Source organism: Lysinibacillus sp. NPDC095746, assembly GCF_044763535.1.
Classification (GTDB): domain Bacteria; phylum Bacillota; class Bacilli; order Bacillales_A; family Planococcaceae; genus Lysinibacillus.
The window spans coordinates 162,224-170,429 of record NZ_JBIWGL010000007.1 but is presented as its reverse complement, the minus strand read 5'-3'; the positions used below and the strand labels follow the sequence as shown (position 1 = coordinate 170,429).

The window sequence follows — 8,206 nt, the reverse complement described above, 5'->3', positions numbered from 1 at the left end:
GGATCAAACTCTCCATAAAAAGAAATTTGATTAGCTCAAATTGTTTTGCTGGCATCATGTTTGATGTCCAAAATTTTGTTTCGTTCACTAACTCATGGTTAGTTACTAAAAACTTTATTGATTACGTTTTGCTTGTTCAGTTTTCAAGGTTCATTTTTTCATTTACTGCGTCACCTCTTGGCGACTTATACATAATAACATCGATTATTCATGAAAGTCAACACTATATCATAAGTTTTTTTAGGAACTTATTTTTTCATATCAATTATGCCTCGGCTAATTGCGTCCGGAATTGGCTTTATGCTTAGGTATGCAAATGTTTTTTGTGCGAACGCGCAGTGCTAACGTAGCGTCAGCAACAGATGTCTTTTGTGCGAAAGTGTGGCGTCAGCAGCACCGATGCAAGTCAGTTAGCCGTTATCGCATGGATGCGACGTGACAAAGCTTTGGGTCAACACGATGTTTTTTAGACGTTTTCACAGGATGTGAAGTTTTTAGCTATAGTTCCTCTATTTCAGCGGATGTCTTTTGTACCAAAAGCGTAGCGACAAGTACAGATGTTTGAACACCCGCTGGAAAGTAGTTGAGACCCGCATTCATCTCACCGAACATTTGTAGCTGACGTTTCACTTTCGCTACGAAAACATTTGCTGAAAGAAGTTAAAAATATAGAAACGAGGTCGTTAAGATGGTTCGTAAAACGTTGATTTCACTGTTTTTAATCGTAATACTATTTATTTTTATAAAGCCGATAAATTCTACTATGATTTCTGTATTCAACATTACTGATGCTCCAGCAGTTGTAACAAAAGGACATTATGGTACATCACTTATTGTCGAAATTTCTTTCTCTGATGACACTCTGTTGGACTGGCTTAAAACTGTAAAAGAACCTTATCCGCTTCTATTGTTAGATGCTGCATGGATTGAACGTTCACCTGAGCACCTAAAAATCATTCAAGAGCGAAAACTACCTACAGGATTATTAGGACCTGAGGATTCAGTAGATAAGCCAATTGATCTTGCCGTCGTTCAAAAAGATATTAAAATTTACGAAAAGCATTTTCAAAAAACACCACTTTGGTTTGCAACACGAAATCATCAGTATTCGCAGGATTTGCAAAACAACTTATTTCAACAGCAGATGAATATACTTTCTCCCTCTCTCATCTGGAAAGGTGAAAAAACACCTAAATTACAAAAGGGAGATTTTGTTTTTATGTCTTTACACCAAAATAATAACATCTCGTTAAAAGAGCTGAATACATTTCTACAACAAAATAAATTTATGTCGATTGAGGAAAATATATTCGGCTATAAAGTTCAAACTAAAAAATCACCATAAAAAAGAAGTTGCCTCCAAAAATAGAGGCAACTTCTTTTTTATGCATTTTTAGCTTGTTCACGACGACGTGCTTTACGGCGCGCTTCTAATTTTTGACGATCTTCTTCGGATTTTGCATTATATTTTGGTAATACTAATAATTGATAAGCATTTACAGCGAGTAGTGGGAATAGTAAAAGTGCAACATACTCGTTAATATTTTCATCGCGACCCATTAATGCAATTGTCCATTCCAGTGTTGTAACGACAATCATAAAAAATAATGCCGAAATGAACACATGTTTTTTTCCTGTTAATTTTACTTTTTGAATGGCTGTCGCAATAGCACCAAATAGTAATACAATTAACAAACCAACATAGAATAACCAGCTTTGTCCATCTTTTACACCTGGTATAAAGCGGAAGAATACAATATCAAAAATAGTAATAGCGATTAATAATAGCTGTACCCAATTCCATAATGTAAGTGTTCTAAAAATATTTACTCCTACTTGATGAAGTGTTAAATAAGCAAAAAAGCCCGCCTGTGCAATAACACTCATCGTAAATCCTAAGAAAACCATCCATAATAGCCCGGCAAAAAATTCGCCCCAGTGACCGTTTGTTATGTATGGTTGAAAGAAATCCCATCGAATAAATAAACTGCAAATTCCGTTGACTGCGCCACCAACGAGCATTGCAAAGAAGAAAAACTTTGCCCAATTTCGTATCGTCACAACTAAAAGTCCCCCAATTTCTCAATGTATATCTGTACTTATTTTAACAATGCATTGTTAAAAAAGCTATTTCTCATCGTAACCAATACATAAAGTCATCATAAATGTGAACAATAATTGAAAGAGTCTATTTATAGAAAGGACTGACGATTGATGCGAAAATTCTTCTTACTACTAATCCTAATGCTTTTTCTTTCTGCCTGTTCTTCACCAGATAAAGCCTCTACCATGTCCTATGATGAAATAAAAAAAATAATGATCGACTCTTTACAAACAGAGGATGGTAAAAAGGCGTTGCGAAAGCTTTTAGAGGAACCAAGTTTCCGTGAATTACTGGTTTTGGAGCATGATGAAGTGAAAAAAGCTACCGAAGCTACCTTGCTTTCCAAAGAGGCAGAAGACTTTTGGAAGAAAACATTCGAAGATCCAAAATTTAAAGAAACTGTCGCTAAAAGCATGCAAAAGCAGCAACAGGATATTATGAAGGAATTAATAAAAGATCCCTCTTTCCAAAAAGATATGGAAGCTTTCTTTGGCCAGCCAGATATGCAAAAGCAGTTAGAGACTATTTTAAAATCGTCCAATATGAGAAAACAAATGGAGGAAGTCGTCAAGGAAACGATTGAAAGTCCGCTTATGCAAACGAAATGGCAGGAGCTTATTAAGAAGAGCGGTGGCGAGACAGGTAAAGCTAGCGGCGGTAAAAAAGAGGCTGGTGGCGGTGGTGGAGGTAATGAGCAAAAAGGCTCTGAGTAACCACTCATATATGAAAAACGGATTTCCTCCATTGTTCGAGGAAATCCGTTTTCATTATTTATTTAATTTATTAATGATGTTCGTCGCGATGTCTAAATAAATTTGTCCTGTTGTGTGTTTTTCAGCATAAACAGAAGGTGCAAAATCTTCCTCTGACCAGTCAGGCTGACCAAGTGGAATTTGACCAAGTAGCTCTGTACGTAGTTCTTCTGCTAATTTAGGACCTCCACCTTGACCGAATACGAATTCACGGTCACCTGATTTCGATTCATACCATGCCATGTTTTCAATAACACCTAAAATTTCATGATCTGTTTGTAAAGCCATTGCACCTGCACGAGCAGCAACGAACGCTGCAGTTGGATGCGGTGTTGTTACGACAATTTCTTTTGAAGAAGGAAGCATTTGGTGAATATCTAATGCAACGTCACCTGTACCTGGTGGTAAGTCCAATAGTAAATAGTCTAGTTCACCCCATTCTACATCACGGAAGAACTGATCTAACACTTTCCCTAACATTGGCCCACGCCATACAATCGGTGCGTTATTTTCAACAAAGAAGCCCATTGAAATCATTTTCACACCTAAACGATCAACAGGGAAAATTCGATTGTCTACCACTTTAGGCATATCTGTAACACCCATCATATCAGGCACACTGAATCCATAAATATCAGCATCAATTAAGCCAACCTTTTTACCTAGACGAGCTAATGCAACAGCTAAGTTAACTGAAACTGTAGATTTCCCTACACCGCCTTTACCAGAGGCAATTGAAATAACTTGGACTGTGCTAAGTGGAGATAAAATATCTTGTGCCTCAGCCTCAGTTGCTACGCCACGGAAGCTCTGTAGTTTTTCTGCTGACAGCTCTTCGAAACGAATACCAACTGTACCTGCACCTGCTTCTTTTAGAGCTTCAACAATTTTCATTTGTAGCTGTAATTGTTCAGGTGTATTAGTTTTAGCAATCGCAACTTTTACACTGACATGATTCTTCTCTTCTTTAATTGCTACGTTTGTAATACCGTCTGTTTCTGCAAATGATTTATGTAAAAATGGATCTTGTAGTTGTCCTAGTATTTCTCGTACTTGTTGTTCAGTTATCACGACGAACACTCCCCTTATATTATCTCAATGTTAGTATATCATAATGATTTGATTTACGTTGTGTTGTTGCTCTATTCAATTTTAGCTAATAAATACTCTTCTATACCTTCAACAATAGCATCTCCCATTTTTTCTTGGTATTTCTTATCAGTTAATAGTGCACGTTCTTCATCATTACTTATAAATCCTGTTTCTACTAGTGCAGCAGGTACCTCAGCTTTTTTCAGTAAATATATTTGTTGTATAGACATCGCTTCTCGATCTGTATTTTTCAAATTAGTGCGAATGGAATCTTGAATGCTCTTTGCTAATAATTCACTTTCAGCATGTCCTTCTTTATGATAGAACACCTGTGCCCCACGCCATTTTGTTTCAGGAATGGCATTTGCATGAATTGTAATAAAAATATCCGGTTTTTCTTTTGCTACTATGTCTTTTCTTAAAAAGATGTCCTGCTTTTTTCGTTCTCTCAATGTTCCAAACTTCTCTGATGATGCGTGCTCATCAATAACATCGCCATCTTTTGTCCGTGTCATTACGACTGTTGCGCCTTTTTTCTTTAATTGCTTCTCCACATGCTGCGCAATTGCAAGTGTAATATCCTTTTCAATTACTTCGCCCTTTGAGGCACCTCCATCCTGACCTCCATGTCCCGCATCAATGACAATTTTTATGCCACCAAGTGGGTCCGGTAAGAAGAAGTTACGGTTCGAAGCATTCGTTTCATATGCCACGACCACTATACTCATTAGCATAATTACTCCTAGTGCAAGCCAGCGCTTCACCCATATCCACCACCCTTTTACAGATAGTGTACGAAGTTAGTGAATGAACTATGCCAGAAAGTAAAAAAAACTCTCAAGTATTAAAGTTGAGAGTTTGAACTTGTGATGGAAGATACTTTATTAGTAATGCTAAAACGGCATTACTCCATTAATAATACATGGACTAAAGCCGTTAATTTTTATTTTAGTGTAAATTCTGGTTTATACTTACCTGCATAAGGTTCATGCTCAACAAATACTGTTATATCGTTACCGTCTTTATCTTTACCAGTTCTGATATATGTGAATTTCTTATTATTTAGTTCAGTAATTTCGAGCACAGCCCCATATTTATTTTCACCAATTGAAACATGAGCTCTTAATTTATTTCTATCGATCACATTAAAGTATCCATAGTCACCACGACTTTTACCTGTTTCAGGATTGAAAAATTCATATTTATTCGTATTAGCATCGTATTTCGCAATGCTAATAAAATTTGTATTATATTGTGTTACATCATTTTTACTTGCATCTAATACGATTGTTCCCTGCCAAAGCGTACTAGCTAAAATTTTATCTCCATCTACGTCCTGAACAATAGTGCCTGTAGAATTATTTAATTTTTTATCTGGTGCAGTAAATGTTAAGTGTTTTTCCTTATAAGGGACATGTTCAACAAATACCTCTACATCGCTACCATTTGCATCTTTTCCCATTCGTTTATAAGTAAACATTGAATTTGTTAGCTTAGTAATATCCACAATTTCTTGATAATTTTTCGTTTCTGAGATCAGTATTCTACGCTTTCCATCATTCGTAATAAAGAAAATCCCTTTATCGTCGATGCTTCCAGCTGTATTCGGATCGAAGAATTCATAGCGTCCTGAATTAACGTCATATTTCGCTAGGCCCATTAAATTTGAATTTTCCGCTGTTAAGTCTTTATTATTTTTATCGTAAACTTTTGTGGCTTGCCAATCTGAACTGCTAAGAATTTCAGCATTTGCTTGACCGTCTGTTATTTCTACCTGTCTTTGGTCTGCATTATTTCCTGTTCTTACTTCTTCAGTTTTTTTTACATCAGTCTTACTACCACATGCACCAAGAAGCGCCAGTACCGTAATTGATAATATTAATAGCTTTTTCATATATTGACCTCCATTTTCAGAATTACCAACTTGAAAATAGTATCTGCCATTTCTATATAAATTACACATCCAATTGCTATTTATACAACAACAGTGCCACAAGATATTTTGATTGAACTTGAAGTATCAAAACATAAAAAAACCCCTTCTCGAAAATTCGAGAAAGGGCTTGAAACGTTGATATAACAACGATATTAACGTTTTGAGAACTGAGGTGCACGACGAGCGCCGCGTAGACCTGGTTTTTTACGTTCTTTCATGCGTGAATCACGAGTAAGTAATCCAGCAGATTTTAATGCAGCACGGAAATCTGGGTCTACTTGAAGTAGAGCACGAGCGATACCGTGACGTACTGCACCAGCTTGACCAGTGTATCCACCACCGTTAACGTTTACGTGGATATCGTAGCTTCCTGTAGTTTCAGTTGCTACTAATGGTTGTTTAATTACTTCACGTAATGCAGCGAATGGTACGTATTCTTCGATTTCACGTTTGTTGATAACAATTTTACCTGTACCTGGTACTAAACGTACGCGAGCTACAGAGCTTTTACGGCGACCAGTGCCGATGTATTGAACTTGTGCCAAAGTAATATCCTCCTCTTAATTTATATTATCCGCGAAGCTCGTATGCTTCTGGTTTTTGTGCAGCATGTGGATGCTCTGTTCCAGTGTAAACGTTAAGTTTAGTGAACATTTTGCGACCTAAAGAGTTTTTAGGAAGCATACCTTTAACTGCTAATTCGATCATTCTTGTTGGGTACTTATCTAGCATTTCACCAGCAGTACGAGTTTTTAAACCACCCGCAAATTGAGTGTGGTGACGGTAAAGTTTACCCTCTAATTTGTTACCAGTTAAATGGATTTTGTCAGCGTTGATGATGATTACGTGATCACCTGTGTCAACGTTTGGTGTGAATGTTGGTTTATGTTTACCACGTAAGATAGCAGCTACTTCAGAAGCTAAACGTCCAAGAGTTTGGCCTTCTGCATCAACTACTAGCCATTTACGGTCTACTTCGTGACCTTTAGCCATGAATGTTGTACGCATGTATATATCCTCCTAATCGATTCGATTACCGTTATTTTTCATTAAACTACACTATAAGTTTTCGGGGCTTATTTGTGGTGGTAATGAAAATACCATCTGTTATCATATAATGAATGACTTTTAAAGTCAAGCAATTTCAATAAACACCTGGCGAAGTTGTTCAGATTCATTGATTGGTTAAATTAGGGCTTTTATGAGCCTTCATTTTTAAAATAATAATGTTATTTCGTGTCAAAAATTTTATACCATTATAATGGCTAATCACCAAAACGAGTGGTTGATTTCCGTTCCGACTGGGCGCTTTGTAGCTGACGCTTCGCTTTCGCTACAGAAAACATTTGTTGCTGTCGCTTCGCTTTCGCACAGAGCAGAGCTTCCTGGGGGCGTCCGATGAGCCGCTTTTGGTGCTGCCGCTACGTTAACACTACGCTTTCGCACAGAAAACATCCGCTACGCTGCAGGGTCTCATCTGTGACGATCAATCCCCGAGGAGTCGCCCAGTCTCCACTCCAATCAACTTATCCTCATGATATACGTTAAACAAATGACAGCCCAACTTTGGATAAGCCATTTTAATAGAATACTTTCTCAAGATATAGACCTTGTGGAGGTGCAGTTTTACCGGCTTGATAGCGATTCATAGATTTAACGACTAACGCCACGTTCTCAATATCACGACGTCCTATACCAACTTCCCAAAGTGTACCTGCAATGATACGTACCATATTATATAAGAAGCCATTTCCTTCAATCACCATATGAAGCTCTTCACCATACCATTCAAATTGTAGTGCAGTCACTGTACGGACCTTATCTTTGACACTTGTGTTGGCTGCACAAAAGCATGAAAAGTCATGTGTACCGATAATAGCCTTTGCCGCCTCCTGCATTGCCTCAACATTTGGTTTCACACCATTTGTCTCTACAGTGTATTGTCTGCGGAATGGACTTTGTACAGGCTCACATGACCATATATATCGGTACCGCTTTCCTGTTACACTGTAGCGCGCATGAAAATCATCAGCTACTTCTTCCATCGACATTACTCGAATATCTCTTGGCAGTTGAACATTTAATGCCTTCATGTATTTATCTACTGGGATCGCTAGTGGTGAATCAAAATGCAATGTTTGGCCTGTTGCATGTACCCTTGCATCTGTACGTCCACTAGCTGTTACCTTTATCTTTTCCCCTTTATGCATAATGGCTAGAACACGCTCAACCTCAGCCTGTACTGTGCGCTCTCCAGGCTGTACTTGATACCCAGAAAATTGCGTTCCATCATAACTTATAATTGCTTTTAATCGTCGCATA

The 8,206-nt window shown here is 37.6% G+C and carries 9 protein-coding genes; 2 read left to right on the top strand and 7 right to left on the bottom strand.

Going from position 1 to position 8,206, the window contains the following annotated elements:
• Window positions 1-688: 688 nt before the first annotated feature.
• Window positions 689-1,345, top strand: a complete 657-nt coding sequence (locus ACIQ7N_RS07740) for a hypothetical protein (protein WP_402931249.1) — start codon at window positions 689-691, stop codon at window positions 1,343-1,345.
• Between the two features lie 38 nt (window positions 1,346-1,383).
• On the opposite strand, the gene ACIQ7N_RS07735 is transcribed toward ACIQ7N_RS07740, so the two are convergent.
• A complete protein-coding gene (locus tag ACIQ7N_RS07735) occupies window positions 1,384-2,061 on the bottom strand; it encodes a KinB-signaling pathway activation protein (protein WP_402931248.1) in 678 nt (225 codons plus the stop codon).
• A gap of 153 nt (window positions 2,062-2,214) precedes the next feature.
• Here ACIQ7N_RS07735 and gerD point away from each other — a divergent pair, with 153 nt between their 5' ends.
• Window positions 2,215-2,817, top strand: a complete 603-nt coding sequence (gerD, locus tag ACIQ7N_RS07730) for a spore germination lipoprotein GerD (RefSeq protein WP_248717478.1) — start codon at window positions 2,215-2,217, stop codon at window positions 2,815-2,817.
• A 54-nt stretch (window positions 2,818-2,871) separates the two neighbouring features.
• Here the strand turns inward: gerD and ACIQ7N_RS07725 are convergent, their stop codons facing one another.
• The 6 genes from ACIQ7N_RS07725 to truA all read right to left on the bottom strand — a co-directional run bounded on the left by ACIQ7N_RS07725 (window position 2,872) and on the right by truA (window position 8,205).
• Window positions 2,872-3,927 (bottom strand): P-loop NTPase, encoded by a 1,056-nt coding sequence (locus tag ACIQ7N_RS07725; protein ID WP_132362719.1) that lies wholly within the window; start codon window positions 3,925-3,927, stop codon window positions 2,872-2,874.
• 71 nt (window positions 3,928-3,998) lie between these two features.
• Complete coding sequence (locus ACIQ7N_RS07720) at window positions 3,999-4,712, bottom strand: N-acetylmuramoyl-L-alanine amidase (RefSeq protein WP_402931247.1); 714 nt, start codon at window positions 4,710-4,712, stop codon at window positions 3,999-4,001.
• Between the two features lie 179 nt (window positions 4,713-4,891).
• The gene (locus ACIQ7N_RS07715) at window positions 4,892-5,842 is read right to left on the bottom strand and encodes a DUF4822 domain-containing protein (protein WP_402931246.1); all 951 of its coding nucleotides are present in this window, start codon (window positions 5,840-5,842) and stop codon (window positions 4,892-4,894) included.
• Window positions 5,843-6,036: 194 nt separating this feature from the next.
• The gene (gene rpsI / locus ACIQ7N_RS07710) at window positions 6,037-6,429 is read right to left on the bottom strand and encodes a 30S ribosomal protein S9 (protein WP_004233744.1); all 393 of its coding nucleotides are present in this window, start codon (window positions 6,427-6,429) and stop codon (window positions 6,037-6,039) included.
• A gap of 25 nt (window positions 6,430-6,454) precedes the next feature.
• Window positions 6,455-6,892 (bottom strand): 50S ribosomal protein L13, encoded by a 438-nt coding sequence (rplM, locus tag ACIQ7N_RS07705; RefSeq protein WP_004233742.1) that lies wholly within the window; start codon window positions 6,890-6,892, stop codon window positions 6,455-6,457.
• A gap of 572 nt (window positions 6,893-7,464) precedes the next feature.
• Window positions 7,465-8,205: a tRNA pseudouridine(38-40) synthase TruA gene (truA, locus tag ACIQ7N_RS07700; protein WP_402931245.1), complete on the bottom strand. Its 741-nt coding sequence runs from the start codon at window positions 8,203-8,205 to the stop codon at window positions 7,465-7,467.
• Between the last annotated feature and the right edge of the window lies 1 nt (window position 8,206).

Bases quoted from the DNA above. Each gene is read 5' to 3' on its own strand.
- ACIQ7N_RS07715 (WP_402931246.1), bottom strand. From the start codon at position 5,842: ATGAAAAAGCTATTAATATTATCAATTACGGTACTGGCGCTTCTTGGT.
- ACIQ7N_RS07740 (WP_402931249.1), top strand. From the start codon at position 689: ATGGTTCGTAAAACGTTGATTTCACTGTTTTTAATCGTAATACTATTT.
- truA (WP_402931245.1), bottom strand. From the start codon at position 8,205: ATGCGACGATTAAAAGCAATTATAAGTTATGATGGAACGCAATTTTCT.
- rplM (WP_004233742.1), bottom strand. From the start codon at position 6,892: ATGCGTACAACATTCATGGCTAAAGGTCACGAAGTAGACCGTAAATGG.
- gerD (WP_248717478.1), top strand. From the start codon at position 2,215: ATGCGAAAATTCTTCTTACTACTAATCCTAATGCTTTTTCTTTCTGCC.